Origin of the sequence: Microbacterium sp. (assembly GCF_047606685.1) — a bacterium.
In the GTDB taxonomy this organism is placed as follows: Bacteria; Actinomycetota; Actinomycetes; order Actinomycetales; family Microbacteriaceae; genus Microbacterium.
Genome location: NZ_JASGEC010000061.1, coordinates 89,916 through 116,348 on the forward strand (window position 1 = coordinate 89,916; position 26,433 = coordinate 116,348).

The window sequence follows — 26,433 nt, forward strand, 5'->3', positions numbered from 1 at the left end:
GAGTGGATCCATGCCCTATCCCGGACCTCTCTTCGAGCGGGTCGCGAGCTCGCCGCCCGTGCCGCCTGGGCTGCCTCTCGTGATCGCGCTCACGGGGTTCACCGATGCCGGCTCGGCTGTCGCCGGGCTCATCGAGTACGTGCGGGAAGAGCTCGACACCTCGCCGCTCCTCGTCTTCTCGAACGATGTGCTGCTTGACTACCGCGCGCGTCGGCCGATCGTGTCTTTCGACGAGGACCACCTGACCGAATACCGCCCGGCGCGGCTCGAGCTGGCCCTCGCGCACGACGCGCTGGGGCATCCGTTCCTCACGCTGACCGGCTACGAGCCGGATTTCGCGTGGGACGCGTTCACGCGCACCATCCTCGATTTCGCCACCGGCGCGAGCGTGTCCACGATCACGTGGGTGCACGCCATCCCGATGCCGGTGCCGCACACCCGGCCGCTGGGCACGACCGTCAGCGGCACGCGTGCCGAGCTGATCGCCGGGCACTCGGTGTGGAAGCCGCGCACGCAGGTTCCCGCGACCGTCGGCCACCTTCTCGAGTACCGGTTCGCCGAGGCCGGAGCGGATGTCGCGGGCTTCGTGCTGTTGGTGCCGCACTACCTCGGCGACACGGAATTCCCGGGCGCGACGGTCCTTGCGCTCGACAAGCTCAGTGACGCGACGGGACTCGTGTTCACGGCGGAAGAGCTGCGCGCCGACGATCGCGACTACCGCGAGCGCGTCGACGAGCAGGTCGCCGGCAACGAGGATCTCAGCCGCATGGTGCGCGGCCTCGAGGAGCGCTACGACGCCTACATGGCAGGGCTCGGCGACACCACTTCGTCGACGACGGCGATTGACGAGGCCGAGCTGCCCAGTGCCGACGAGCTCGCCGCAGAGCTGGAGCGCTACCTGGCCACGCGTCCGCGCGCCGACGACGACAAGCGCGGTTGAGCGGCGCTTCGGGGAATGGGCGGAGGCGGCGCGCGGTTGCAGCCACAGCGACCGCGTGCGGGAGCACTCTGCGCGTGTGCGACAATAGATGATCCGACCCGTTGTCGACCGGTCCCGAAAGCGTGAGCTTTGCGGGAGCAGGGCTTGACAAGGGTCTTACTAGTGTCCGAACCCGATCGGCCGGCCGAAGCTCGCGACGGCGCCGGTGAAAGGCGAAACGTGACCACCGCGACGACCCAGAAAAAGCGGACCACCAAGAAGGATGCCGAGAAGGCGTCGACTGACGAGAAGGCGACGAAGACGGCCTCGGCAAAGAAGCCGGCAGCGGCCAAGGCGCCGACAACCAAGGCTGCGGCGACGAAGGCCGCGGCCAAGCCTGCCGTGAAGACCGCGGCCAAGGCCCCCGCGAAGGGCAAGGCCGCGCCCGCGACATCGCGCACGGCCAAGGGCGCCGACGACACGGAACTCGAGGCGGACGAGCCGGAAGAGCTCGACGAGGCCGAGCTCGACATCGACGACGAGGCTGACGAGGCCCCCGCCAAGCCGGCGTCGCGCACACGGAAGAAGGCCGCCGAGCCCGACGCCGCCGCTGAGGAGGACGAGGAAGAGGAGGGGGAGGCAAAGCCTGCCGTTGAGCCTCTGCCCACAGGCGCCATCGTCATCTCCTCCAGCGACGAGGACGACGTCCCCGTCTACTCGACCCAGATCACCGGAGCCACCGCCGATCCTGTCAAGGACTACCTGAAGCAGATCGGCAAAGTGCCCCTGCTGAACGCGGCAGAAGAGGTCGAGCTGGCGATGCGCATCGAGGCGGGCCTGTTCGCCGAGGAGAAGCTGTCGCACATGTCGGCGGCCGAGAAGTCCAGCCAGCTGGGCCTCGACCTGCAGTGGGTGGCCCGCGACGGCCAGCGCGCGAAGTCTCATCTGCTCGGCGCCAACCTGCGCCTGGTGGTGTCGCTGGCCAAGCGCTACACCGGTCGTGGCATGCAGTTCCTCGACCTCATCCAGGAGGGCAACCTCGGGCTCATCCGCGCCGTCGAGAAGTTCGACTACACGAAGGGCTTCAAGTTCTCGACCTACGCGACCTGGTGGATCCGCCAGGCGATCACGCGGGCCATGGCCGACCAGGCGCGCACCATCCGCATCCCGGTGCACATGGTCGAGGTCATCAACAAGCTCGCCCGCGTGCAGCGGCAGATGCTGCAGGACCTCGGCCGCGAGCCCACCCCGGAAGAGCTCAGCCGCGAGCTCGATATGACCCCCGAGAAGGTCATCGAAGTGCAGAAGTACGGCCGCGAGCCGATTTCGCTGCACACGCCGCTGGGCGAGGACGGCGACAGCGAGTTCGGCGACCTCATCGAGGACACCGAGGCCGTCGTTCCGGCCGACGCGGTGGGCTTCACGATGCTGCAGCGGCAGCTCGAGTCGCTCCTTGACTCGCTGTCCGAGCGCGAGGCCGGCGTGATCCGCATGCGGTTCGGCCTCGGCGACGGCCAGCCGAAGACGCTCGACCAGATCGGCGACACCTTCGGCGTGACGCGCGAGCGCATCCGCCAGATCGAGTCGAAGACAATGGCCAAGCTCCGCCATCCCTCTCGCTCGCAGTCGCTGCGGGACTACCTTGAGTAAGCGGCCCGCCTCCGGGCCCGGGCCGCGCTACATCCTGCCGATCCTGACGGGCAAGCTCGCGCGCGCCATCCTGCGCCTGCGCAAGCGCGGCACGTCCTTCCCCGGCGTGCTCGCGAACCGGATGTCGCCGACACTGCTGACAACCCTGTTCGGCCAGTTCGAGCACGGCCTCGTCTTCGTGCTCGGCTCGAACGGCAAGACGACGACGACCCACATGATCTCCGAGGTCGTGCGGGCGCACGGGGTGCGGGTGTTCACGAACCCCAGCGGCGCGAACATGCCGCAGGGGCTGACCTCCAGCCTGCTGGCACTGTCGAGCCCGACGGGAAAGGTCGACGCCGACATTGCGATCCTCGAGGTCGACGAGGGCTACTCCGCCAAGCTTGCGGAGCGGCTCTCGCCCAGCGTCGTGGTGGCGCTGAACATCGTCGTCGACCAGCTCTACCGGCTCTTCGAGACCGAGCGCGTCGCCGACATGCTGTTGGACACCGCGAAGTTCGCGACCGACTCGGTCGTCATCAGCCGCGACGACAGCTACCTGAGCAAGATCGACGTGGCGGCCCAGCGCGCGCCCGTCTCGTTCTTCGGCGTCGCCGGCGACGTGCTGGCGGCGCAGCCGCACGGGGTCATGACCGCGCCCGACCTGCGCGACGACGAGCGCGGCGCCGTGCCGCACGCCGCCGCCGCCGAGGTCGTGAGCCTGAAGGGCCGCGAGGCAGTCGTCCGCGTCGACGGCCACGACATCGCCATCACGCTGCCCGTGCAGGGCGTGCACTTCGCCACCGACGCCGCAGCGGCGCTGCTGGCGGCGGCCCGCATCCTCGGCGATCGCTTCGATCCCGCCGCTGCCCGGCGGGGATTCGCCGCGCTCAAGCCGACGTGGGGGCGCGGGGAGGTCGTTGCGCTCAGCGACGACCCCGCGGGCGAGAAAGCGCAGTTCCTGATGTTCAAGAACGCGCCGAGCATTCAGCTCAATCTGGACTCGCTCGACGCGGCGCCCGAGCACGTGCTGTTCGCGATCGACGATGGACTGCCGGATGTCTCGTTCCTGTACGACGCGGATGTCACCAAGCTCGACCACGTCGACGTCGTGACCGGCAACAAGGCGCATCTGGCGGCGCTGCGCTTTGCCCACGCGGGCGTGCCCGTGCACGCCGTGGAGCCGGACATGGACCGCGCGATCGAGATCATGCGCGGCAAGAAGACCACCCGCGACCAGACGCAGGTGTGGATCGTGAACTACGAGCAGATGATGTTCCTGCGCCACGGCCTCGGCCACGGCGACCAGGAGGAGGACCTGCGATGACCGTCCGTGTGACACGGCTCTACCCGGCCGACCTCGACTTCGGCGGCGACCGAGGCAATATCGAAGCGCTGTCGCTGCGCCTGAAGCGCGCGGGAGTCGAGGCCGACTTCCAGACGCGCGGCAGAGGCGACGGCCCGATCGGGGAGACCGACCTCGTCGTGTGGGGCACGGGTCCCGCGTCGGTCATCGACCGCGTGCTCGACGACGCCCGTCGGCGCCGCGCGGAGCTGGCCGAGCTCGTGGCCGGCGGCACGCCGGTGCTTGCGATCGGCACCGGCGCGGAGATCCTGTCCGAGGCCATCACCACACTCGACGGCGTGTCCCGCGAGGGCTTGGGGATCGTGCCGATGACGGCTGCGCGCACGCGCGGGCGGCGCATCGGCTACGTGATCGCCGACAGCCCGGCCGGCGAGCTCGTCGGCTTCGAGGACCACGCGTCGCGGTGGAGCGCCGGTCCCGCGGCCAGCGCGTTCGGCACAGTGCGGGTGGGCCAGGGCATCGTCGAGTTCGACGGCGCCTCGAGCGTCGGTCTGCGCGCGGGCGACGTGTTCGCGCTGCAGCTGCAGGGCCCACTGCTGCCGTTGAACCCGGCGATGACCGATCTGCTGTTGTCGCTGGCGGCGGCGCACGCGGGTGTGGACTACTCGGGGCCGCGTGAACACGAGCCCGTGGACGACTACGCGGCCGGTGTGCGCGCGCAATTCCATGAGTACGCCAAGGGCAAGCAACTGCACTACATCAAGGTGTAGCGCCTCGACGTTCGCTGCGTTTCGTGTCGCGCCGCTCGCTCAACGACCGGCGGGCTCGGCCAGGCGCGCGGTCTCGTCGTGCCAGCTCGTGGCGACCTCGCGCAGCTTCGCCTCGTACTTGCGGCCGTGGTGGGCGCAGAACAAGAGCTCGCTGCCGTTCACTTCGGCGGCGATGTACGCCTGCGCTCCGCACGAGTCGCACCGGTCGACCGCCGTGAGGCGGTAGTCGATGACGGCCGGTTCGGCGGTTGTCGAAAGAGAGCTCATCTCAGTGCCTCCTCATGGTGGTAGATCTCGGGGACGGGCTACAAATACAACCACGTGCGCGTTTCGAGAATGCCGCGAACGGACGCGGTTTCGCTCTGCGCGTACGGCGATTTCCGACATCCATTCTCTCGCGCGCCGCCGAAGGAGCCCGGCCCGAGTGTCACGGCTCGAGTGTCGGTGTCCGCCGATATTCTTAAGGATTGTGACCGCCGAGTACTCCGCCCACCACCTCCAGGTGCTCGAGGGCCTCGAGGCGGTGCGCAAGCGTCCTGGCATGTACATCGGCTCGACCGACTCGCGGGGCCTCATGCACTGCCTGTGGGAGATCATCGACAACTCCGTCGACGAAGCCCTCGCCGGCCACGGCAACCGCATCGAGATCCTCCTGCACGCCGACGGCAGTGTCGAAGTCCGCGACCACGCCAGGGGTATCCCGGTGGATGTCGAGCCGCGCACCGGGCTGACCGGCGTCGAGGTCGTGTTCACAAAGCTGCACGCGGGGGGCAAGTTCGGCACGGGCTCGTACGCCGCGTCGGGCGGCCTGCACGGGGTCGGCGCGTCGGTCGTCAACGCGCTCTCCGAGCGACTGGATGTCGAAGTCGACCGCGGTGGGAAGACGTGGGCGATGTCGTTCCACCGCGGCGAACCCGGTGTGTTCGCCAGCGGCAGCCCCGACTCCGCGTTCACTCCGTTCGAGCGCAGCAGCGAGCTGCGGGTGGCCGGCCGGGTCGGCAAAGGCGTGACCGGCACGCGGATCCGCTACTGGGCAGACCGGCAGATCTTCACGAAGGACGCGTCCTTCCAGCTGGCCGAGCTGGAGCAGCGCGCGCGTCAGACCGCGTTCCTGGTTCCGGGCCTTGAGCTCGTGATTCGAGACGAGCGCCCTTCGACGGGCTCAGGGACCGGTTCGACAAGCTCAGGGACCGGGTCGACGGGCGCGGAGGACGAGCCCGTCGAGGCCTCGTACCGCTATGACGGCGGCATCTCCGAGTTCGTCGACTTCCTCGCCCCCGACCCCGCGGTCACCGACACGTGGCGGCTCACCGGCGAAGGGGCGTTCACCGAGACGGTGCCGGTGCTCCAGCCCAACGGCCACATGGTCGCCACCGAGGTGGAGCGCGAGTGCGCGGTCGACATCGCCCTGCGGTGGGGCACGGGGTACGAGACGGTCACCCGCAGTTTCGTGAACATCATCGCCACCCCCAAGGGGGGCACCCACCAGCAGGGTTTCGAGCAGGCTCTGCTCAAGGTCGTGCGCGACCAGATCTCCCAGAACGCGCGACGCCTGAAGGTCGGTGCGGGCGACAAGCTGGAGAAGGACGACATCCTCGCCGGCCTCACTGCCGTGCTCACCGTGCGGCTTCCCGAACCGCAGTTCGAGGGGCAGACGAAAGAGGTGCTCGGCACGCCCGCGGCGCGCCAGATCGTGTCCTCCGTCGTCGCCCGGGAGCTCAAGGCCCGATTCGACTCCACGAAGCGCGACGACAAGGCGCAGGCGGCTCTGCTGCTGGACAAGGTCGTCTCCGAGATGAAGGCGCGCATTTCGGCGCGCGCCCACAAAGAGACCCAGCGCCGCAAGAACGCGCTGGAGTCATCGTCGCTGCCGGTCAAGCTCGCCGACTGCCGCACGAACGACGTCCGCGACTCCGAGCTGTTCATCGTCGAGGGCGACTCGGCGCTCGGCACGGCGAAACTCGCACGCAACAGCGAGTTCCAGGCGCTGCTGCCGATCAGGGGAAAGATCCTCAACGTGCAGAAGGCGTCGATCAGCGACATGCTTTCCAACGCGGAGTGCGCGGCGATCATCCAGACGATCGGGGCTGGCTCGGGCCGCTCGTTCGATCTGGACGCTGCCCGGTACGGGAAGATCATCCTGATGAGCGACGCGGATGTCGACGGCGCCCACATCCGCACGCTGCTGCTGACGCTCTTTTTCCGCTACATGCGCCCTCTCATCGAGGAGGGCCGCGTCTATGCCGCTGTGCCGCCGCTGCACCGTGTCATCGTCGTGAACCCCGGCTCGAAGCCGAACGAGACGATCTACACCTACAGCGAGAAGGAGCTGCACGCGCTGCTGGCGAAGCTGCAGCGCGCGGGCAAGCGCTGGCAAGAGCCCGTCCAGCGGTACAAGGGGCTGGGCGAGATGGATGCCGACCAGCTCGCGGAGACCACCATGGATCGCGCCGGGCGGCTGCTGCGGCGCGTGCAAGTGACCGACGCGGAGGCTGCGGCCGCGGTGTTCGAGCTGCTCATGGGCAGCGACGTCGCGCCGCGCCGCGACTTCATCGTGTCATCCAGCGGCATGCTTGACCGCGAGGCCATCGACGCGTAGCGGTCGATCCTTCGCGCCCGCGCTCCGCAGTCGCGTTCCGCGGGTGCGACGGGGCCCGAGCCGCAGAAGGTGACTGCTGAGGTGGGGCCGAGCTCCGAGCGCTGAGCGGAACGCTCAACAGTCGGGTTCTGCGGGTGCGACGGGGCCCGAGCCGCAGAAGGTGACTGCCGAGCGTCGAGCCGAACGCTCAGCAGTCGCGTTCCGCGGGTGCCACGAGGCCCGAACCGCACAAGGTTACTGCTGAGCGGACGCGGATGCGGGCGCCTGGGGCACCTCGCGCGGTCAGCGGATCGCGGCGCCGATCGCGCCGACGACAGCGGCGAGCGGGGAGCCCGAGGCGTCGCGCTTCGCGCCGGGTTCGGGCAGGGCGCGCACCGCTCCGTCCGTGCCGAGCGCGCGAGGGTCCGCGCCGACCCACGCGAGCCGCAACGTGTCTTCGCCCTTGAGGAACCGGTGCGCGCGCACGCCGCCGGTGGCCCGTCCCTTGGGCGGGAACTCGGCGAACGCCGACACCTTGGCGCTGCCCGCATCCGCCCCGGCGAGCGCGCCCGCCGCCCCCGCGACCGTCACCACAACGGCATCCTCCGACGGCGGCACCACTCCGAACGCGACGACGTGCTCGCCTGCGGAGACGCGGATGCCGGCCATGCCGCCCGCGGCGCGGCCCTGCGGCCGAACTGCGTCGGCGGCAAAGCGCAGTAGTTGCGCGTCGCTCGTCACGAACACCAGCTCGCTGTCGTCGGGCGCCGGTGCGGCGCCGACGACACGGTCGCCGGGCTTGAGCGAGACGATCTCGACGTCGGACTTGCCCGCGGGCAGCTCGGTCGCCGCCACCCGCTTGACGACGCCGTGGGCGGTGCCCAGCGCGATCGGCGGCCCTTCTCCCAGCGGCACGACGGCGACCACGCGCTCAGAGCCGCTGAGGCCGAGGTAATGGTCGGCGCGGCTGCCGGCGGCCAACTGCACGGAATTGCCCGGCACCGAGGGCAAGTCGACGGGGGAGAAGCGCACGAGCCGCCCCGACGAGGTGACGGCGCCGACATCACCCCGTGTCGTGGTGTCCACCGCCGAGCGGACCGCGTCGTGCTTCGAGCGTCGGGTGGGCGGCACGACGGCGCCGGCGTCGTCGAGTTCTGCCCGCACCATGCGGCCCGTCGCCGACAGCAGGACGCGGCACGGCGCGTCGGCGATCTGCAGGTCTGTGGGCGTGGCGCTGCGCGACCTCGGCTGCGGCGCCCCGCCGTTGAGCAACAGTGTGCGCCGCGGCGTCCCATGCGCCTCTGCCGCGAGGTCGAGCTCGCGCGCGACCTGTGCCCGCAGCAGGCTGTCGTCTGCCAGCAGCTCCTCCAGCTCGGCAATCTCGTTCTTCAGCGCGTCACGCTCGGACTCCAGTTCGATGCGCGAAAACTTCGTGAGTCGCCGCAAGCGCAGCTCGAGGATGTAGTCCGCCTGCAGTTGGCTGAGGTCGAACACGCCCATGAGCCGCGCGCGCGCCTGCTCGGTGTCGTCGGAGCCGCGGATGACCTGGATCACCTCGTCGATGTCGAGGATGGCGATGAGCAGCCCCTCCACGAGGTGCAGCCGCTCCTGACGGCGGGCCAGTCGATAGCGGCTGCGGCGCGTGACCACCTGCAGTCGGTGGTCGACGTAGACGCGCAGCAGCTGCAGCAGCCCGAGCGTTTGCGGCTGCCCGTCGACGAGTGCGACGTTGTTAATGCCGAATGAGTCCTCCAACGGCGTCAGCCGGTAAAGCTGATCCAACACCGCCTGAGGGTCGAACCCCGTCTTGATGCCGATCACGAGCCGCATCCCGTTGTTGCGGTCGGTGAGGTCCACGACATCCGCGATGCCTTGCAGCTTCTTGGAGCCCACGGCGTCTTTGACCTTCTCGATCACCCGCTCGGCGCCCACCATGTACGGCAGTTCGGTCACCACCAGCCCGGTGCGCCGGGGACCGAGCTGCTCGACCGACACCTTGGCACGGGTGCGGAACGTGCCCCGGCCGGTCGCGTACGCGTCTTTGATACCGTCCAGGCCCACGATGATGCCGCCGCCGGGAAGGTCGGGGCCGGGCACGAACTCCATGATGTCGTCGAGCGTCGCGTCGGGATGCTCGAGCAGGTGCACGGCCGCCGACACCACTTCGATCAGATTGTGCGGCGGCATGTTGGTCGCCATGCCCACGGCGATGCCGGTGGCTCCGTTGACGAGCAGGTTCGGGAACGCCGCCGGCAGCACCGCTGGCTGCTGGAACTGCCCGTCGTAGTTCGGCACGAAGTCGACGACGTCCTCGTCGAGGTGCTCGGTGAGGGCCAGGGCGGGGGGTGCGAGCCTCGCCTCGGTGTAGCGGGCGGCGGCCGGGCCGTCGTCGAGCGACCCGAAGTTGCCGTGCCCGTCGACGAGCGGCACCCGAAGCGCGAACGGCTGGGCGAGCCGCACGAGGGCGTCGTAGATCGCGGAGTCGCCGTGCGGGTGCAGCTTGCCCATGACCTCGCCGACGACTCGCGCGCTCTTGACGTGCCCGCGATCGGGCCGCAAGCCCATGTCGGCCATCTGGAAGAGGATGCGGCGCTGCACGGGCTTGAGCCCGTCGCGCGCGTCCGGGAGCGCGCGCGAGTAGATCACCGAGTACGCGTACTCCAGGAATGAGCCCTGCATCTCGACCGACACGTCGATGTCTTCGATGCGCTCTTCGATCGGCTGCTGGGGAGGTCGTGCGGGCATGGGCCTCGGGTCTCGGGAGGGTCGGATCGGCCGGCCGCGCACCGCTCGGGGACCGTGTGCGAGACTGGCCCGGATGCCCCTCAGCCTACCCGCGGCGCCCGCGCGCGCCCGGAGCCTCACCGACGTGTGGCCCAACGTGCGCGCAGCCGTCGACGGCGCGGACGACACGTGGTTCCCGCCCGCGCGCAGCGGCATCGTGATGCTCGTGGACGGGCTCGGCGCCCGCAACCTCGCCGCCCGCGCCGGGCACGCGCGCTTCCTGTCCGCGCGGTGCGGGAAGCGGGATGCCGCGCGCACCACGTTCCCCTCGACCACCGCCACCGCCCTCACCTCGCTCATGACCGCGGCGCCCGCCGGCCGCCACGGCATCGTCGGCTACCGCGTGCGCGTGCCCGGAACGGATGTGCTCGCCAACCAGCTCTCCGGTTGGGAGCACGACGGCCTCGACCCGCTCACGTGGCAGCGCGTCGAGCCGCTCTTCGCGCGCGAGGCCGCGCGGGGTCGGCCTTGCTTCGTCGTCACGCGCGCAGAGTTCCGCGGGTCGGGCTTCACGCGGGCGGTCTTCCGCGGCGCCGAGTTCGTGTCATCCGACGACCTCGACGAGCGGATCGGTCTGTCCGTGGACGTCGCGGCGCGGCATCCCGGCGCGTTTGTCTACCTGTACGAGCCGGCTCTGGACCGCGTCGGCCACAAGCGCGGGTGGGAGTCCGAGGAGTGGACGGCGGCGTTGGAGCACACGGATGCCGCGGCAGCGGCGCTGCACTCGGCCGCGGCGGCCGCGGGGGTCGGCGCCGTCGTGACCGCCGACCACGGCATGGTGGACGTGCCGCGCCACCGGCACGTGCTGCTCGCCGCCGGCGACGGCCTGCTCGACGGTGTGCGGCTCGTTGCGGGGGAGCCTCGGCTGCTGCACCTCTACGTCGAGCCGGATGCCGACCCGGTCGCGGTGCGCGAGCGGTGGCGGGCGTCGGAAGCCGCCCGCTCGTGGGTGATGTCTCGCGAGGAGGCCGTGGCCGCCGAGCTGTTCGGCCCGACCGACCCCGACGTGGCGCCGCGCATCGGCGATGTCCTGGTCGCCGCCCGCGCGGGAATCGCGTACTACGACGACCGGCTAGCCGACAAGCGCCCGCAACGGATGGTGGGCCAGCACGGCTCGCTCACCGACGACGAGCGCGCCGTCCCGCTCATCCCGCTCGGCGCTTTCGCGCCGGTGTGAGCGTCAGCTCTCCTCGGTGCGCGCTCCGAAAACGATCTCGTCCCACGACGGCATCGACGACCGGCCTTTGCGGCGAGCCTCTCCCGCCCGCGCGGGCTCGCGGACGTCTTCGCCGAGATCCAGCTCATCGACGGGCAATTCGTCGTAACCGGGCTCCAACGCGTCGAACAGCGCGATAGGCGCGTGCGCGTGGTCGTCGGAGCTGGGCAGCGGCTCGCGCTGGCCACGGCGGCGGCGCAGCGCCTCGAGCAGGTCCGCGGTCTCCGGGGTGGTCGCCGGCGTCTCGGGCGCACGCTTGATCGCCGCGTCCTGGACGGCGGCAGCAACCGGCTCCGTCACGGCCGGGGCCTCGAGGTCGGCGGTCGGGTCCGCCAGGCGCCGGGGGCCGAACGCACCGCTGTCGAACCGGGTCTCGTCCTTCAGCACAGCGGGAGTGTCGAGCGCGCGCAGGCGCGGGATGAGCCCCTCCGGCAGGGCGCCCTGTTTCGACAGCTGCACGGCCTCGGCGTTCTGAGGCGCCAGGGTGCTGCGCTTCGGGTCGAAGGCCCAGCGCGCATCGCGGTCGACGTCTCCGGCGCAGAACTCGAGCTTGACGACCCAGCCGGCCTCCTCCTTCCAGCTCGTCCACCGCTCGCCCACGGCGCCGGCCTCGGCGAGCTTGGCGCGGATGGCCGCGCCGAATGTCGGCGTGCCCTCGTGCCCGAGGTCGCCCGCGACCAGCACGGGCACCGCGAGCGCCTGGCCGACCACGTGCTCGCGCTCGGCGAGCACCGGCCCTTCGTAGCGCGCGATGTCCTCGACGCGCGCGCCCAGCAGCTCGGCGACATCGGCGGCGGACATGCCCGCGCGAATGTGCGCCTGCACTTCTCGCGGGCTCGGCTTCGCCGTGCTGCCGTCCGCATCGCGCTCGCGCCGCGCGCGCCGCAACTCGGCTCGAAGCGCGTCGTCGAGGGCGAGCGAGAATCGCTCGCCCGCTTCGGTTGCCAGCACGAGCGACTCGTCCTCGGTTCCGATCACTGTGAGCTGTTCCATGCCGAACGCCTCTCCTGGTGGTTCGCGTGTGCCGCAATGGTGTCACGCAACCGGGCGCGACTCGGGGAATAACGCGGGCGTGCCGCGAGTTTCACCCGCGACGACCTGCAGCCGCGCATTTGCGGAATGCATCAGCGTCGTGCAGACTATCGCCGCCTGCTGACCCGCGGCGGCACCCGCAGACAGAAGAGACACCACCCGAAATGGCAACGGATTACGACGCCCCCCGCAAGACCGAGGACGACAGCGAGTCGATCGAGGCCCTCAAAGAGCGCGTTCCGGACAAGCTGTCGGGATCGGTCGACGTCGAAGACGCCGACAACCCGTCGGGGTTTGAGCTGCCCGGCGCTGACCTGTCCGACCTCGAGCTCGACGTCGTGGTGCTGCCTCCGCAGGAGGACGAGTTCACGTGCGCGAACTGCTTCCTCGTGAAGCACCGCTCGCAGCTCGACCACGACGGCCCGGACGGGCCGATCTGCACGGAGTGCGAGGGCTAAGCCTTTCCGTCTCCGGCCCCCGCCCAGCGCAGCGCCGCGGACAAGCGGTCGGGCGTGCGCGTGGAGATCACCCAGAACGGCGTCGCATCGGCGGGATCGGTGATCGGGATGACGACGAGCCCGTCGATGCCGCCCCGGATGAGGTGCCACGACCGCGCGTTGAGCCCGGGCCCGCGCTGAAGCCGGGCCGCCTCGCCCGAGTGCGGAGCCGGCTCGCCCAGGAAACGCGCGTCGATGCGCGCGCGGCCGGCGAACAGCCATCCGTCCTTCACCTCCACGACCGGCGACAGCCAGGCCATGAGGCCGATCACCGCGACCGCCACCCCGATGCCGACCACGAGGGCGACGACGGCGTCCATCCGGACGAAAACGAGCGAGGCCATCGGCGCCACCAGGGCGGCGGCGGCGAAGGTCCACAGCGACGGGGTGAGCCGCTCGCGGTAGAGCTTGCCGCTGAGCGATTGCCCTGAGTGGCCGGAGGCTTGTGCGAAGTTCTGCATGAGCGGTGGCGATCTGGTTTACCCTCGTTGAGTGCCCGAATCCGTCGACGTCCTCATTGTCGCACCCGAGCCGCCCGTCTACGCGCACCCCGGCGATGCCGGCGCCGACCTTGTGTCGGCGGAGTCGCTGCGGATCGAGCCCGGCCAGCGCGCACTCGTCGGCACGGGTGTGCGCATCGCCCTGCCCGACGGCCACGTCGCCTTCGTGGTGCCGCGCAGCGGGCTGGCTGCCAAGCACGGCATCACGATCGTCAACGCGCCCGGCACCGTGGACGCCGGGTACCGTGGCGAGATCAAAGTTGCGCTGCTCAACACGGACGCGGCGCAGCCCTACGACGTCGCGGTGGGCGACCGGATCGCGCAGCTGATCGTGATGCCCGTGCCGCGCGCCAACTTCATTCCGGTGGACGAGCTTCCCGACAGCGCCCGCGGCGCGGGCGGTTTCGGCTCCACCGGTTACCAGAACGGAACGACCTCATGAGCGACGACCAGACCGCCCCCGCAGACAAGTCCGCCCCCGCCGACCGCGCGGCGGAGGGGCCGTTCGACGAGGCCGAGGCGAACCCGGTGCGCCCCTACATCGACCTCGGCGGCGTGAAGATCCTTCCCCGCGAGGGCCTGAACCTCCGCCTCGAGGTCGAGGAGCAGACCAAGCGCATCGTCGCCGTCGGACTCGACTACGCCGACTCGACCCTGCAAGTCCAGCCGTTCGCCGCGCCGCGCACGACGGGGCTGTGGGACGAGACGCGCGAGCAGATCCGCGACCAGGTGCGCCAGCAGGGCGGCCGCGTGGAGGAGCGCGAAGGCCCGTTCGGGCCGGAGCTGCTGGCCGAGGTGCCGGTGGTGTCCAACAGCGACGGCAAGGTCGGCCGGCGGCTCGCGCGCTTCGTCGGCGTCGACGGCCCCCGCTGGTTCCTGCGGGGCGTCATCGGCGGCGCGGCGACCTCGGACGTCGCCGCCGCCGAGCAGGTCGAGGACCTCTTCCGCTCGATCGTCGTGGTGCGCGGCGGCTCGCCGATGCCGCCACGGGATCTGATCCCGCTGCGGATGCCCACCACCCCGGGCGCGGCGTGACCGACCCGAACCGAGGCGACGAGCAGGCGCAGCCCTCCGCGTCCGAGCTCGTGGGCGCGGCGCTCGGCGCGGCGGCGCGCCGGGCGGGCGTGGATCCTGCCGCCGAGGCGTCCACCGGGCATGTCGTGTGGGGCGCGATGGGCGGATGGCGCGGCATCCTCGAATCCGTCCTGCCGAGCCTCGCGTTCGTCGTCGTCTACACCGCGTGGCAAGACCTCGTTTTGGCGCTGCTGGTCTCGGTCGGGCTGGCAGTGGTGTTCACCGCCGCCCGGCTCATCGGCCGGTCCACGCCCAGCGCCGCGCTCGGCGGCCTCGTCGCGACCGCGGCCGCCGCCGGCCTCGCGCTGTGGACCGGCCGCGCGCAGGACAACTTCGTGTGGGGCTTTGTCACCAACGGCGTCTACGGGTCGGCGCTTCTCGTCTCCGCGCTCATCGGCTGGCCGCTCATCGGGCTGGCTGCGGGCTTCCTGCTCGGCGAAGGCACGGCGTGGCGGACAGACCGGCGCAAGCGCCGCGCCTACTTCTGGCTGACGATCGCGTGGGCGGGGTTGTTCGCGGCGCGGCTGGCCGTGCAGCTGCCGCTCTACTTCGCGGCGGACATCACGGCTCTCGGCACGCTGAAGATCGCCATGGGCCTACCGCTGTTCGCTCCCATGCTGGCCGTCACGTGGCTCACCGTGCGCGCGCTCCACGCGCGCCCTTCGGCGGCAGCGACGGCCCCCGCCGAGTGATAGTATTTATCTTGATATCAAGATAAATACTCGAGCCACGCCGGTAAGGCGAACCTCACTAGCCAGAGCGTGCGCGCGGGGGAAAGATGGGGATGCCGGGCGTTCCCGCCTCGCTGGCCGACAAAGGAGGCAGACGTGTCCACGGTTGACAGCTTCGGTGCGAAGAGCACCTTGACGGTCGGGGGAACCGACTACGAGATCTACCGCCTCGACACGGTGGACGGCTATCAGCGATTGCCGTTCAGCCTCAAGGTGCTGCTGGAGAACTTGCTGCGCACCGAGGACGGCGCGAACGTCACCAAGGCGCAGATCGAGGCGCTAGGCACCTGGGACGCGGATGCCGAGCCCGACACCGAGATCCAGTTCACGCCGGCGCGCGTGGTCATGCAGGACTTCACGGGCGTGCCGTGCATCGTCGACCTCGCCACCATGCGCGAGGCCGTGACGGCGCTCGGCGGAGACCCGAAACGGATCAACCCGCTCTCGCCCGCCGAGATGGTCATCGACCACTCCGTGATCGCCGACCTGTTCGGCACGCCGAACGCGCTGGAGCGCAACGTCGAGATCGAGTACGAGCGCAACGGCGAGCGGTACCAGTTCCTCCGCTGGGGGCAGACGGCGTTCGACGACTTCAAGGTTGTGCCTCCCGGCACCGGCATCGTCCACCAGGTCAACATCGAGCACCTCGCGAAGGTCGTCTACGACCGCCCTTCGACAAGCTCAGGGGGCGAGACGGTCCTGCGCGCGTACCCCGACACCTGTGTGGGCACCGACTCGCACACGACCATGGTCAACGGCCTCGGCGTGCTGGGCTGGGGCGTCGGCGGCATCGAGGCGGAGGCCGCGATGCTCGGCCAGCCCGTGTCGATGCTCATTCCCCGCGTGGTCGGGTTCAAGCTGACCGGGTCGATCCCGGCCGGCGTCACCGCCACCGACGTGGTCCTCACGATCACCGACATGCTGCGCAAGCACGGGGTCGTGGGCAAGTTCGTCGAGTTCTACGGCGCGGGCGTGGCATCCGTCCCGCTCGCCAACCGCGCGACGATCGGCAACATGAGCCCCGAGTTCGGCTCCACTGCCGCGATGTTTCCGATCGACGACGTGACTCTCGACTACCTGCGCCTCACCGGGCGCGACGAGCAGGCGGTCTCCCTCGTGGAGGCGTACGCGAAGGAGCAGTCGCTGTGGCACGACCCGGCCCACGAGCCGGTCTACAGCGAGTACATGGAACTCGACCTCGGCACCGTCGTGCCGTCGATCGCCGGCCCCAAGCGCCCGCAAGACCGCATCCTGCTCTCCGAGGCGAAGGAGCAGTTCGGCAAAGACATCCTGAACTACGCCGCCGCCTCCACGACCGACGACATCGTCGACCTGGAGGGGAAGCACTCGTTCCCGGCATCCGATCCCGGCCAGGGCCCCGGGGAGGAGCAGCCGACCACGCGCCCCGTGCACATCAACAGCGGCACCCGCGCCGCGTGGTCGACGCCGGTGCCGGTGACCACGCCCGCCGGCGAGCAGTACACCCTCGACAACGGCGCCGTGACCCTCGCGGCGATCACGTCGTGCACCAACACGTCCAACCCGTCGGTCATGATCGCGGCGGGCCTGCTCGCCAAGAAGGCGCTGGAGCGGGGGCTCAAGCGCAAGCCGTGGGTGAAGACCACGCTCGGGCCGGGCTCCAAGGTGGTCACCGACTACTACGAGAAGTCAGGACTGGACAAGGCGCTGGAGGGACTCGACTTCTACACCGTCGGGTACGGCTGCACGATCTGCATCGGCAACTCCGGGCCTCTCATCGAGGAGGTCTCTTCCGCCGTCAACACGCACGACCTGGCTGTGACCGCCGTGTTGTCGGGCAACCGCAACTTCGAGGGCCGGATCAGCCCCGACGTGAAGATGAACTACCTCGCCTCGCCGCCGCTCGTGGTCGCCTACGCGCTGGCGGGCTCGATGAACTTCGACTTCGACACCGACCCGCTCGGCAAGGACAGCGACGGCAATGACGTGTTCTTGAAGGACATCTGGCCCGCGCCCGACGAGGTGCAGGAGATCATCGACTCGTCCATCTCGCGCGAGCAGTTCATCAAGCAGTACGCCACCGTCTTCGACGGCGACGATCGCTGGCGGAACCTCCCGACCCCGACCGGGCCGGTCTTCGAGTGGGACGCCGATTCGACCTACGTGCGCAAAGCGCCGTACTTCGACGGGATGACGATGGAGCTCACGCCCGTCTCCGACATCCACGGCGCGCGCGTCATGGCGACGCTCGGCGACTCGGTGACCACCGACCACATCAGCCCGGCCGGCAACATCAAGGCCGGCACGCCCGCCGCGCAGTACCTGACCGAGCACGGCGTCGCGCAGAAGGACTTCAACTCGTACGGCTCGCGGCGCGGCAACCACGAGGTCATGATCCGCGGCACGTTCGCGAACATCCGTCTGAAGAACCTGCTGGTGAGCGCGGTCAACGACGGCGCGGTCGTCGAGGGCGGCTACACACGCGACTTCACACAGCCGGGCGGCCCGCAGTCCTACATCTACGACGCCTGCATGAACTACCAGGCGCAGGGCACCCCGCTCGTCGTGTTCGGCGGCAAGGAGTATGGCTCCGGCTCGTCGCGCGACTGGGCAGCGAAGGGCACGTCGCTGCTCGGTGTGAAGGCCGTCATCACCGAGAGCTTCGAGCGCATCCACCGCTCGAACCTCATCGGCATGGGCGTCGTGCCCCTGCAGTTCCCGGCCGGGCAGTCGTGGGAGTCGCTCGGCCTGGACGGCACCGAGATCGTGTCGATCACCGGGATCGAGCAGCTCAACGAGGGGGTCACCCCTAAGACGGTGCACGTCGTCGCCGAGCCGAGCGAGTTTTCGCCCGAGGGCAAGCAGACGGTCGAGTTCGACGCGGTGGTGCGCATCGACACGCCCGGCGAGGCGGACTACTACCGCAACGGCGGCATCCTCCAGTACGTGCTGCGCTCGCTGGTCTGACCGCGTAGGGTGCCCTGGTCACAGCTCGGGCGCCGCATGCAGTCGCGATGCGTGCACGACGGCGGGGAACGGAGCGCCGGCCGGCGTCGGCGCGCAGAAGACGGCGCCGCCGGGCAGCGCCATCGACGTGGTCTGTGCGGCGTGCTGCGCCAGCGCCGCGTAGCGGCCGAGCGGATACCGCGCGGTGGGGTCGTCCGGATCCCACACCGCGCCCACCGCGGTGTACGTGCCGAGCGCACCACGTGCCAGCCGCTTGCCCAGAGATGCCGGACGAGCCGGATCGAGGTGCTCGGTCTGCGCGAACACCAGCAGCCGCTCACCCGGGTGGCGGCGCGCGACCTCTCGCAGCACGGCGTACTGTGCGGCGCCCCGTACAGTCAGGTCGCGATGGTCGCCGCCGGCGGCGCGGTGACGGCTGAGGCGCCGGGCCAGCGCCGCGACGGCAGCACGGTCCGCTTCGTCGGAGACCGGCGGGTTCGGATGGTGCTGGTCGCCGAACATGTCGAGACCGTAGAACCGGATGCGGGCCCCATCCTCCCTCCGCCGGTTGCGAGCCCGGAGCCACCGCAGCAGCTTCGCGTTATCTCGAAGCGGTGCGGGATGCCACGACCACGCGGCCGCCACGATCTCGCGGGACGGCTCATCCGCGCCGGCGCCGCCGAGATAGGCGTCCACTGCGCGGGACGCGGCGAAGTTCGTTTCGGCAGTGAGGATCCGGAACCAGCCGGCATCGACGCCGTGCGCGACGACGGCGTTGCGCGCGACGAGGTACTCCGAGCGATTGTGCAGCCCCTCCGCCCAGCCGAACACGCGCGTCGGCATGACGAGCCCAGTCAGTGACGTCGCGACGCGGCTCGGCAAGCGCGTCATAGAGTCCTCCCGCTTTCGCGGATCGGCAGTCAGATGAGGCGGGCACTGCATACGGTGACCAGTCCCACCGGGATGGAGGCGTACCACGCCGAGAGAGTCAATGTGCGGCAGAATCAGCTCTCGGCAACTCTCGGCGTGCACCCCTGCGTGGCGACGACGCCCCGTCGGCGCCTCACGTCATGCGGGTGGCGAGGCGCCTTCAGCCGCTGCCTGCAACAGCGGCAGGTAGGCATCGAGCATCCAGGGCAGGCTCAGCACCGACACCGCGCTGGTCGCATAGACCAGGGGCGGATCGGTGATAGCCACGTACCCGTCCCTGGCCACGGCCGGGATCGATGAGAACAGCGGAGACGATTCCAGCGATTCCTGGATGTCGGTGCTCAGATACCACGAGACGAGTACGTCGGAGTCGATCGAGGCGAGGTTCTCCAGGCTGACCGGCACCGCGAAGGAGTCCGCTTCGGTCGGGACGCTGGAGGAGATGGTGAAGCCCAGTTGCTGCAGCAGCGTCACACGGGCATCGGTGGCGAGGTAGACATTCAGGGCGTCGGCTGTCGTCCCCGAGGCGAACGCGATGGTCTTGCCCGTGAACTCCGGATGATCTGCCTTCGCCTGGGCAATGAGATCGTTGGTCTGGTCGACGAGGTCTTCGGCCTCCTGGCTCAGACCCAGCGCCTGACCGACGATGGTCGTCTGATCCTCCCAGCTGGTCAGCCACGCCTCGCCGGGGTACGCCACGGTCGGGGCGATGTCGCTCAGCCGCGCGTACTGCTCGGCGGTCAGTCCGGAGTTCACGGCAAGGATCACGTCGGGTTCCAGCGCCAGGATCTGTTCGTAGGGAACTTCGTCCGTGGTGTAGGAGAGCAGCTCGGGCTCGGTGTCGCCCAGCAGTTCCGCATCCCAGGGCAGGATGCCGGTGTCGTCGCCGGTGTCACCGGTCATGTCCTGCATACCGACCGGGACGACGCCCAGCGCGAGTGCCACGTCTTGGCTTCCCCACCCGATCGTGACCACGCGTTCCGGCTCCTGCTCGATGGTGACCGATCCCAGCGCGGAGTCGATCGTGACGGGGAAGGCGCTCGCGGCGGAGCCCTCCGACGCGGCCGTCGATCCGGCGTCCGAACTGCAGGCGACGGCGGAGGTCGTCACCGCCGCGAGAATCGCGCACCCGGCGAGCATGCGCCGTACTCCCGTGGTCGTCTTCATGGATGGTCGTCCTTTCATCGCTGACAGTCAAGGGATGGGCCGGAACATCAATCCGGTAAGGAATAGCTTACCTAACTAATGCTGGCCGGGTCGGCCGTCGAATCCGGCGGTGAAGTGGACGCACGGCGCGCTCGCCGCTCTCACGGGCGCCGTGGATAGACTCGGGACTGCCCGCCGCGCATCCGCCGCGAGCCCAGAGCGATCCGCGGAGGAGGGAGGAGCCCGGATGGCGATTCTGCAGGAGATCGGCGGTCCGCGTGATCTCGACGCCCTGACGACTGAGCAGCTGGAACAGCTGGCGCAGGAGATTCGCGACTTCCTCATCGAGAATGTGGCCCGCACCGGCGGCCACCTCGGCCCGAACCTCGGGGTGGTCGAGCTCACCATCGCGCTGCACCGCGTGTTCGACTCGCCGAACGACCCGTTCATCTTCGACACCGGCCACCAGTCGTACGTGCACAAGCTGCTGACCGGCCGCCAGGACTTCTCGCGCCTGCGCGCACGCGACGGCATCGCGGGGTACCCGCAGCGCGCGGAGAGCCCGCACGACGTCGTCGAGTCGTCGCACGCGTCGAGCTCGCTGAGCTGGGCGGACGGCGTGTCCCGCGCGCTCACGCGCACCGGCCGCCGCGACCGGCACGTGGTCGCGGTCGTCGGCGACGGCGCCCTCACTGGCGGTATGACGTGGGAGGCGCTCAACAACATCTCCGACGACAACGACCGCAACCTCGTCATCGTCGTCAACGACAACGGCCGCTCGTACGCCCCGACGATCGGCGGCATGGCCCGCTACCTCAACCGTGTGCGCACGGCGGACAGCTACCAGAACCTGTACCGCGGCTCGTCGACGGTGGCCCGAAAGCTGGGGCCGGCGGCGCGCGCCCTGTATCGCGGGGTGCGCGGCGGAACGCACGGCTTCCTCGCCCGCTTCGTCAACAACGAGGCGCTCTACTCGAACCTCGACATCAAGTACTTGGGTCCGGTCGACGGCCACGACCTCAACGCGCTCATCGAAACGCTCGAGCTCGCCAAGGAGTATGGCGCGCCGGTCATCGTTCACGCCATCACCGAGAAGGGCCGGGGATACGCGCCGGCCGTGCTCGACGAGGCCGACCAGTTCCACTCGGTCGGGCGCATCGAGCCGCTGACAGGCGAGGCCATCGGCGGGGGCGGCACCGCGTGGACGGATGTCTTCGCCGACGAGTTGGCCGACATCGGCACCGAGCGCGACGACATCATCGCGATCACCGCCGCCATGCTGCGGCCCGCGGGCCTGCTGCCGTTCGCGCAGCGCTTCCCCGACCGGGTCTACGACGTCGGCATCGCCGAGCAGCACGCCGTCGCCTCCGCCGCAGGACTCGCCTTCGGCGGGCTGCATCCCGTGGTCGCAATCTACGCCACCTTCATGAACCGCGCGTTCGACCAGGTGCTGATGGATGTCGCGCTCCACCGCGCGGGGGTCACGTTCGTGCTCGACCGGGCCGGAGTGACCGGGCCCGACGGCCCGAGCCATCACGGCGTGTGGGATCTGGCGATGCTGCAGCTCGTGCCCAACATCCGCATCGCCGCGCCCCGCGACCAGGCGCGGCTTCGCGAAGAACTGCGCGAAGCGGTCGCGGTCGACGACGCGCCGACCGTGATCCGCTTCCCCAAGGGGGCGGTGAACGCCGAGCTGCCCGCGGCGGAGCGTCTCGCCGACGGCGTCGAGGTGCTCGTTCGCGGCGACTCGCCGGATGTGCTGCTCGTGGGCATCGGCCCGATGGCGCACGTGGCGGTGGATGTCGCGGGGCGCCTGCGGGCGCAGGGCATCGGGGCGACGGTGGTCGATCCGCGCTGGGTCGTTCCCGTGCAGCAGTCGCTCGTCGAGCTCGCGGCGGCGCACCGGCTGGTCATCACGATCGAGGACGGCATCCGCGTCGGCGGCATCGGCACGCGCGTGCGCCAAGTGCTGCGCGAGTCGGGTGTGGACACCGCCGTCGACGAGCTGGGCGTGCCCGACGAGTTCATTGCCCACGCGACCCGCGAGCAGATCCTCGAGGACGCGGGACTGACCGCCGCGCAGATCGCGCACAACGTCGTCGCCCAGGTGCTCGGCACCCGCCTGCCCGTCGCCCGCCCCGCGGAGGACGCTGGGGCGATCTGGCTCGCGAACGACACCGCCTGACGCGCCGACCCCACCCTCTGCTGCCGACCCCACCCCGAAAAACCGGTTTGCACGCGGTGGGGTGGGCAGCAAGGGGTGGGGTCGGCGGCGAGGTCAGCCCCTCGCGTCGGCGATCAGGGCGAGGAGATCCTGCAGGGGGCGGCGCAGCAGTGGAATCCGGGCTAGCGGCAGGGCGGTGCGCAGCAGGCGCAGACCATGGTCGAGGAGCAGCCGCGTCTTGCGCTGCTGCGGGGAGCGGTCGTAGACCCAGAACAGCGCGAGAAGCAGATGGCCGACGACAAGGGCCCGCGGCAGCGCTGCCGTGAGCTCGTCGGGCAGCGTCGTGTCGGCCCCGTCGACCGCCTCGCGAAACAACGACTCCACGATCGCCAGCGCCGGAGCGGAGTCCTCCGCGAACGGATTGACGGGCGAGCGCGGCGACACCGCCGCGGCGAGGAACTCCGGCGCGTGCGCGTGGTACGGCGAGAGCCCGTCGAGCCCCGTCGCGAACACGGCGCGCAGCCGGTCGATCAGATCATCGGATGCCGCGAGGGCCGGCGCTGCCGCCTGCCGGTGCGCCTCCTGCACCTGGACGTAGAGCTCTTGGACGAGATGGTTCTTCGACGGGAAGTGGTAGTTGAGCACCCCGACCGACACCCCAGCTTCGGCGGCGATGGCGCGCACCGTGGTGGCGTCGTAGCCGCGCTCGCGGAACGAGCGCAATGCGGTGTCGCGGATGCGTGCGCTGGTGCGCTCGCTCTTGGCCGTCTTGGGCGCGCTAGAACTGAACATGTTCGGAAATTAGCACAGTGCTACTCTCCGACGCCCCGGATCACCGGATGGTGGAACGTGTCGCCGAAGACCCGCTCGGACGCTCCCTCGCGGTCGAGGTACGGCGTCGCGCCGCCGTCGATGAACGGCCAGCCAGCGCCGAGGATGAGGCACAGGTCGATGTCCTCCACCTCGGGCACGACTCCGTCGTCCAGCATGATCCGGATCTCCTGCGCGAGTCCGTCCTGCACGCGGCGCAGGATCTCGTCCTCCGCCGCCGGCGCCTGGCCGACGGCATCCTTCAACACCCTCTCTGCCGCCCGGGTCCACCCGGTGACCCGGCCCGTCTTGTCCTTCTCCACGACACCGGGCAGCTCGGCGAGCCGGTGGAAGCTCTCGTTCGCGTAGAAGCGGTCGGGGAAGGCGTGCGCCATCGTGTCCTGCACGTGCGCGGCGACCTTCCAGCCGACGAGGTCGATGAGTTGGAACGGCGTCATCGGCAGGCCGAGCGGCGCGAACGCGCGCTCCACGCTCAGCAGCGGCGTGCCCTCGTAGACCGCGCGCGCCGCCTCGCCCATGACCTTGGCAAGCAGGCGGTTGACCACGAATCCGGGCGCGTCGGCGGTGAGTACAGCGTTCTTGCCAAGTCCCTTGGCGACCACGAACGCCGTCGCAAGCGCGCCGTCGGCGGTGTGCGGCGTGCGCACGATCTCGACCAGGGGCATCACCGCCACCGGGTTGAAGAAGTGGAAGCCGACCAGGCGCTCGGGGTGCGCCAGCTTCGCGCCGATCTCCTCCACCGACAGGGACGACGTGTTCGTGGCGAGGATCGCGTCTTCCGCGACGATGCCCTCGATCTCGGCGAACACCTGCTGCTTGACGCCGAGCTCCTCGAAGACCGCCTCGATCACGAAGTCGCAGTCGGCGTACTCGCTCTTGTCGGTCGTGCCGCGCACGAGAGAGCGCAGGCGGTTGGCGGCGTCGGCGTCGAGCCGGCCCTTGGCCTCCAGCGTGCCGATCTCGTCGCGGATGTGCGCGACACCCCGGTCGACGCGCTCTTGGTCGAGGTCGGTGATGAGCACGGGGACCTGCAGCTTGCGCGCGAACAGCAGCGCGAACTGGCTCGCCATGAGCCCCGCCCCGATCACCCCGACCTTCGCGACCGGCCGGGAGAGCGCCTTGTCCGGCGCGCCCACCGGGCGCTTGGCGCGCTTTTGCACGAGGTCGAAGGCGTACATGGATGCCGCGAATTGGTCGCCGGCGACGAGTTCGGCGAGCGCGTCGTCCTCGCGGGCGAAGCCCTCGGCCTTGGTGCCGCTTCTGGCCTTGTCGAGAAGATCGAGCGCGACGTAGGGCGAGCGCGGGATCGTTCCGATGCGCGATTCGAGCATTCCGCGCGCCATCTTGACGGCGATCGGCCACTTCGTGAGCCGCTCGAGCTTGCCCGGCTCGTTCTTGCGGTCGGCCTTGACGGCGCCGCCGAGCACCCCGTCGGCCCAGCGCAGTGAGTCCTCGAGGAAGTTGGCCGGGGGGAAGAGCGCATCGACAATGCCGAGCTCGAGCGCCTGCGCGGGCCGCAGCATCCGGTTCTGCTTCAGCGGGTTGGAGATCACGATCTCGAGAGCGTTCTCGATTCCGATCAGGTTCGGCAGCAGGTACGCGCCGCCCCAGCCCGGGATGAGGCCGAGGAAAACCTCAGGGAGCGCGAGCGCCGCCGCCGAGGCGTCCACCGTGCGATAGGTCGCGTTCAGGGCGATCTCGAGCCCGCCGCCGAGCGCGAGCCCGTTGACGAAGGCGAACGATGGCACGCCGAGCTCGCCGAGCGACCCCAGCACTTTGTGGCCGAGCTGCGCGATGAGCTTCGCGTTCGCCTTCGAGCCGAGCTTGGTGATGTCGCTGAGGTCGGCCCCGGCGGCGAGGATGTACTGCTTGCCGGTGATGCCGACCGCCTGGATCTTGCCCGCGGCCGCACGCTCGCGTAGCCCGTCGAGCGTGGCGCCGAGCTCGGCCAGCGTCGCCGGCCCGAGCGTGCTCGGCCGCGTGTGGTCGCGTCCATTGTCGAGCGTCACGAGGGCGAGCACGCGCCCGGAGGGGAGCGGGATGTCGCGCACGACGGAGTGCGTGACCACCTCGTCGGCGGCCAGGCCCGCCAACGGGGAGAAGTCGATCTCGTCGTCGTCGGTCATCGCTTCCGCCTCCTGCCGTCGAAGTGCGGGTTCTCCCACACGACCGAGCCGCCCTGGCCGAGCCCGACGCACATCGCGGTGAGCCCGTAGCGCACGTCCGGTCGCTCGGCGAACTGCGCGGCGAGCTGGATCATGAGGCGCACGCCCGAGGCCGCCAGCGGGTGGCCCACGGCGATCGCGCCGCCCCACGGGTTGACGCGCGGGTCGTCGTCGGCGATGCCGAAGTGGTCGAGCAGCGAGATCACCTGGATCGCGAAGGCCTCGTTCAGCTCGAACAGCCCGATATCCGAGATGTCGAGGCCGGCCTTGCGCAGCGCCTTCTCGGTGGAGGGGATCGGCCCGATGCCCATGATCTCCGGCTGCACGCCGGCGAACGCGAACGAGACGAGCCGCATCTTCGGGGCGAGGTCGAGCTCCTTCACGGCGGCGCCGCCGGCCAGCAGAGACATCGTGGCGCCGTCGGTGAGCGGCGACGACGTGCCTGCGGTCACCCGGCCGTGCGGTCGGAACGGCGTTTTCAGCCCCGCGAGATCGTCCATCGTGGTCTGCGGGCGGCGCCCCTCGTCCTCGGTGGCGAGACCCCACGCGCCGTCCGCCCCCCTGATTGCGACCGGCACGAGGTCGGGCTGGATCTTGCCTGCGTCGTAGGCGGCCTGCGCCTTGTGCTGGCTGAGCATCCCGAATCGGTCCGAGCGCTCTTTCGTGAGGTGCGGATGGCGGTCGAAGATGCGCTCCGCCGTCACGCCCATGTTCAGCGCCGCGGGGTCGACCATCTTCTCGGCGACGAAACGGGGGTTGGGGTCGGCGTTGGAGCCGATGGGGTGGCGCCCCATGTGCTCGACGCCGCCCGCGAGGGCGATGTCGTACATTCCGACGCCGATCGAGCCGGCCATCGTCGTGACCGCCGTCATCGCGCCGGCGCACATGCGGTCGATCGCGAACCCGGGCACGGTCTGCGGCAGCCCGGCGAGGATGGCGACCGACCGCCCCAGCGTGAGCCCCTGGTCGCCGGTCTGCGAGGTCGCGGCGATGGCGACGTCGTCGACGCGGTCGCGCGGGACGCCCGGATTGCGCTCCAGCACGCCGATCGTCGCCTTGACCGCCAGGTCGTCGGAACGCGTGTGCGCGTACATGCCCTTCTCGCCGGCGCGCCCGAAAGGTGTGCGCATGCCGTCCACGAAGAAGACGTGCGAAAGCTCGGCCACTCAAAGCCTCCAAAGGTTGGGATCGACGTCAGCCTAGGCACGCCCTGGATCGCCCCGGAATCGGGTGTGG

General features: G+C 70.1%; 21 protein-coding genes. 12 read left to right on the forward strand and 9 right to left on the reverse strand.

All coding sequences use genetic code 11. The features are described 5' to 3' along the window. Positions 1-10: 10 nt before the first annotated feature. The 4 genes from QM611_RS07410 (at position 11) to QM611_RS07425 (ending at position 4,624) form a co-directional block, all read left to right on the forward strand. Entirely contained in the window at positions 11-940 is a 930-nt protein-coding gene (locus tag QM611_RS07410; protein ID WP_415079266.1) for a proteasome assembly chaperone family protein, read from the forward strand. A 219-nt stretch (positions 941-1,159) separates the two neighbouring features. Then, complete coding sequence (locus QM611_RS07415; protein WP_415079267.1) at positions 1,160-2,569, forward strand: RNA polymerase sigma factor; 1,410 nt, start codon at positions 1,160-1,162, stop codon at positions 2,567-2,569. Beyond that, entirely contained in the window at positions 2,562-3,875 is a 1,314-nt protein-coding gene (locus QM611_RS07420) for a MurT ligase domain-containing protein (protein WP_415079268.1), read from the forward strand. Before QM611_RS07415 ends, QM611_RS07420 begins: the two co-directional genes overlap by 8 nt. Beyond that, positions 3,872-4,624, forward strand: coding sequence for a hypothetical protein (locus QM611_RS07425; RefSeq protein WP_415079269.1), 753 nt, complete (start codon positions 3,872-3,874; stop codon positions 4,622-4,624). The genes QM611_RS07420 and QM611_RS07425 overlap by 4 nt, the downstream gene beginning before the upstream one ends. A gap of 39 nt (positions 4,625-4,663) precedes the next feature. On the opposite strand, the gene QM611_RS07430 is transcribed toward QM611_RS07425, so the two are convergent. Beyond that, the gene (locus QM611_RS07430; protein ID WP_415079270.1) at positions 4,664-4,891 is read right to left on the reverse strand and encodes a hypothetical protein; all 228 of its coding nucleotides are present in this window, start codon (positions 4,889-4,891) and stop codon (positions 4,664-4,666) included. A gap of 202 nt (positions 4,892-5,093) precedes the next feature. On the opposite strand from QM611_RS07430, the gene QM611_RS07435 reads away from it, so the two are divergent. Then, a complete protein-coding gene (locus QM611_RS07435; protein WP_415079271.1) occupies positions 5,094-7,223 on the forward strand; it encodes a DNA gyrase/topoisomerase IV subunit B in 2,130 nt (709 codons plus the stop codon). A gap of 282 nt (positions 7,224-7,505) precedes the next feature. On the opposite strand, the gene QM611_RS07440 is transcribed toward QM611_RS07435, so the two are convergent. Continuing rightward, entirely contained in the window at positions 7,506-9,947 is a 2,442-nt protein-coding gene (locus tag QM611_RS07440; protein WP_415079272.1) for a DNA gyrase/topoisomerase IV subunit A, read from the reverse strand. Positions 9,948-10,020: 73 nt separating this feature from the next. On the opposite strand from QM611_RS07440, the gene QM611_RS07445 reads away from it, so the two are divergent. Further along, positions 10,021-11,163, forward strand: coding sequence for an alkaline phosphatase family protein (locus QM611_RS07445; RefSeq protein ID WP_415079273.1), 1,143 nt, complete (start codon positions 10,021-10,023; stop codon positions 11,161-11,163). Positions 11,164-11,166: 3 nt separating this feature from the next. On the opposite strand, the gene sepH is transcribed toward QM611_RS07445, so the two are convergent. Then, complete coding sequence (gene sepH, locus QM611_RS07450) at positions 11,167-12,195, reverse strand: septation protein SepH (RefSeq protein WP_415079274.1); 1,029 nt, start codon at positions 12,193-12,195, stop codon at positions 11,167-11,169. Between the two features lie 203 nt (positions 12,196-12,398). Between sepH and QM611_RS07455 the strand changes: the two genes are divergently transcribed. Then, a complete protein-coding gene (locus QM611_RS07455) occupies positions 12,399-12,692 on the forward strand; it encodes a DUF4193 domain-containing protein (protein WP_415079275.1) in 294 nt (97 codons plus the stop codon). Here the strand turns inward: QM611_RS07455 and QM611_RS07460 are convergent. Next, a complete protein-coding gene (locus QM611_RS07460; RefSeq protein WP_415079276.1) occupies positions 12,689-13,192 on the reverse strand; it encodes a DUF3093 domain-containing protein in 504 nt (167 codons plus the stop codon). The two genes, QM611_RS07455 and QM611_RS07460, sit on opposite strands and share 4 nt — an antisense overlap. 31 nt (positions 13,193-13,223) lie before the next feature. On the opposite strand from QM611_RS07460, the gene dut reads away from it, so the two are divergent. The 4 genes from dut to QM611_RS07480 all read left to right on the forward strand — a co-directional run bounded on the left by dut (position 13,224) and on the right by QM611_RS07480 (position 17,982). Then, complete coding sequence (gene dut / locus QM611_RS07465) at positions 13,224-13,673, forward strand: dUTP diphosphatase (protein ID WP_415079277.1); 450 nt, start codon at positions 13,224-13,226, stop codon at positions 13,671-13,673. After that, positions 13,670-14,266 (forward strand): DUF3710 domain-containing protein, encoded by a 597-nt coding sequence (locus QM611_RS07470; RefSeq protein ID WP_415079279.1) that lies wholly within the window; start codon positions 13,670-13,672, stop codon positions 14,264-14,266. The genes dut and QM611_RS07470 overlap by 4 nt, the downstream gene beginning before the upstream one ends. After that, positions 14,263-14,997 carry a DUF3159 domain-containing protein gene (locus QM611_RS07475; RefSeq protein WP_415079280.1) on the forward strand — a complete coding sequence of 245 codons (735 nt, stop codon included), beginning with the start codon at positions 14,263-14,265 and terminating at the stop codon, positions 14,995-14,997. The genes QM611_RS07470 and QM611_RS07475 overlap by 4 nt, the downstream gene beginning before the upstream one ends. Before the next feature lie 135 nt (positions 14,998-15,132). Further along, positions 15,133-17,982: an aconitate hydratase gene (locus tag QM611_RS07480; protein WP_415079281.1), complete on the forward strand. Its 2,850-nt coding sequence runs from the start codon at positions 15,133-15,135 to the stop codon at positions 17,980-17,982. An 18-nt stretch (positions 17,983-18,000) separates the two neighbouring features. Here QM611_RS07480 and QM611_RS07485 read toward each other — a convergent pair whose 3' ends face one another. Both QM611_RS07485 and QM611_RS07490 read right to left on the reverse strand, forming a co-directional pair. Next, on the reverse strand, positions 18,001-18,852 hold the full coding sequence (locus QM611_RS07485) for an erythromycin esterase family protein (RefSeq protein ID WP_415079282.1): 852 nt from the start codon (positions 18,850-18,852) through the stop codon (positions 18,001-18,003). Between the two features lie 177 nt (positions 18,853-19,029). After that, complete coding sequence (locus QM611_RS07490; protein ID WP_415079283.1) at positions 19,030-20,058, reverse strand: iron-siderophore ABC transporter substrate-binding protein; 1,029 nt, start codon at positions 20,056-20,058, stop codon at positions 19,030-19,032. 226 nt (positions 20,059-20,284) lie between these two features. Between QM611_RS07490 and dxs the strand changes: the two genes are divergently transcribed. Further along, on the forward strand, positions 20,285-22,222 hold the full coding sequence (dxs, locus tag QM611_RS07495; RefSeq protein ID WP_415079284.1) for a 1-deoxy-D-xylulose-5-phosphate synthase: 1,938 nt from the start codon (positions 20,285-20,287) through the stop codon (positions 22,220-22,222). A gap of 93 nt (positions 22,223-22,315) precedes the next feature. Here dxs and QM611_RS07500 read toward each other — a convergent pair whose 3' ends face one another. The 3 genes from QM611_RS07500 to QM611_RS07510 are packed head-to-tail and all read right to left on the reverse strand — an operon-like array spanning position 22,316 to position 26,363. Continuing rightward, positions 22,316-22,993, reverse strand: a complete 678-nt coding sequence (locus QM611_RS07500; protein ID WP_415079285.1) for a TetR/AcrR family transcriptional regulator — start codon at positions 22,991-22,993, stop codon at positions 22,316-22,318. 20 nt (positions 22,994-23,013) lie between these two features. Next, a complete protein-coding gene (locus QM611_RS07505; protein ID WP_415079286.1) occupies positions 23,014-25,158 on the reverse strand; it encodes a 3-hydroxyacyl-CoA dehydrogenase NAD-binding domain-containing protein in 2,145 nt (714 codons plus the stop codon). Then, the gene (locus QM611_RS07510; RefSeq protein WP_415079287.1) at positions 25,155-26,363 is read right to left on the reverse strand and encodes a thiolase family protein; all 1,209 of its coding nucleotides are present in this window, start codon (positions 26,361-26,363) and stop codon (positions 25,155-25,157) included. Before QM611_RS07510 ends, QM611_RS07505 begins: the two co-directional genes overlap by 4 nt. Positions 26,364-26,433: the final 70 nt, after the last annotated feature.